Consider the following 866-nt stretch of genomic DNA (forward strand, 5'->3'; position numbering starts at 1 on the left):
TAGGTTTTTACCAATTCATAACGCAAGAAGATTTCGTGTGAACCTGAGTTGTATTTGCGCAATTCGGTAGTTTCAAAATCATATCCATACCCTGCAAACCAACGGTCGTTGATTTGAAAACCTGCCATTACACTCACCGCTGCCGACCAGCGATAAGCCCCTCCTATCACAAATTTTTCGTTGAACATAAAGTTTGCTGAGAAATCTAACTGCAAAGGAGCTCCAAAGGATACTTTTGATAGTACAGCGGGTTTGAATTTTGTATTCTCAGTAAGATCAAATACATAACCTCCTATCAAATATAGGTGTTGTGAATTTTTCAACACTGATACTGAACTGTTATTATAATGAGTTGTTTCGAGCATATTAGGCACTGAAAAACCTATGTAGTATTTATCGGTATACCAATAAACTCCAGCCCCTATGTTAGGTGAAAATACGCTCTCTGTGCCCTCAAGACTGGGATCAGAATTATCTTGTTTGCGCAGTTCGTTATAATCTATTTGAAATATACTTGCTGATCCATTGATACCAAAGGCTAACTTAGAATTTTCAAAGTTTAGGGTATACGATACATCTATCGCCAAATCGGTTTGGGTTTGAGGTCCTATACTTTCGCGGAAGATACTCCCGCCCAAGCCTATATTGCGCAAGCGTTCCATTGGTTGGTGATAACTGATGCTCCCATTGGTAGGTGCTCCACTGATACCTACCCATTGAGTACGAAACATTCCAAAGAGACTCCCCACTTCACGTGACCCTGTATAAGCAGGGTTAAAGAGCATCGTATTATACATATACTGAGTATATTGAGATTCTTGTTGGGCAAAAATCTCGGTACAGAATAACATTGTTAGTGCTGAAAA

The 866-nt window shown here is 39.5% G+C and carries 1 protein-coding gene; it reads right to left on the bottom strand.

What is annotated here, in order from left to right; translation table 11 throughout:
• Nucleotides 1-851 (bottom strand): type IX secretion system membrane protein PorP/SprF (locus HMPREF9073_RS01760; RefSeq protein WP_034555113.1); only part of this gene is annotated, 851 nt, incomplete at its 3' end.
• Nucleotides 852-866: the final 15 nt, after the last annotated feature.

Source organism: Capnocytophaga sp. oral taxon 326 str. F0382 (assembly GCF_000318295.1).
GTDB lineage: Bacteria > Bacteroidota > Bacteroidia > Flavobacteriales > Flavobacteriaceae > Capnocytophaga > Capnocytophaga periodontitidis.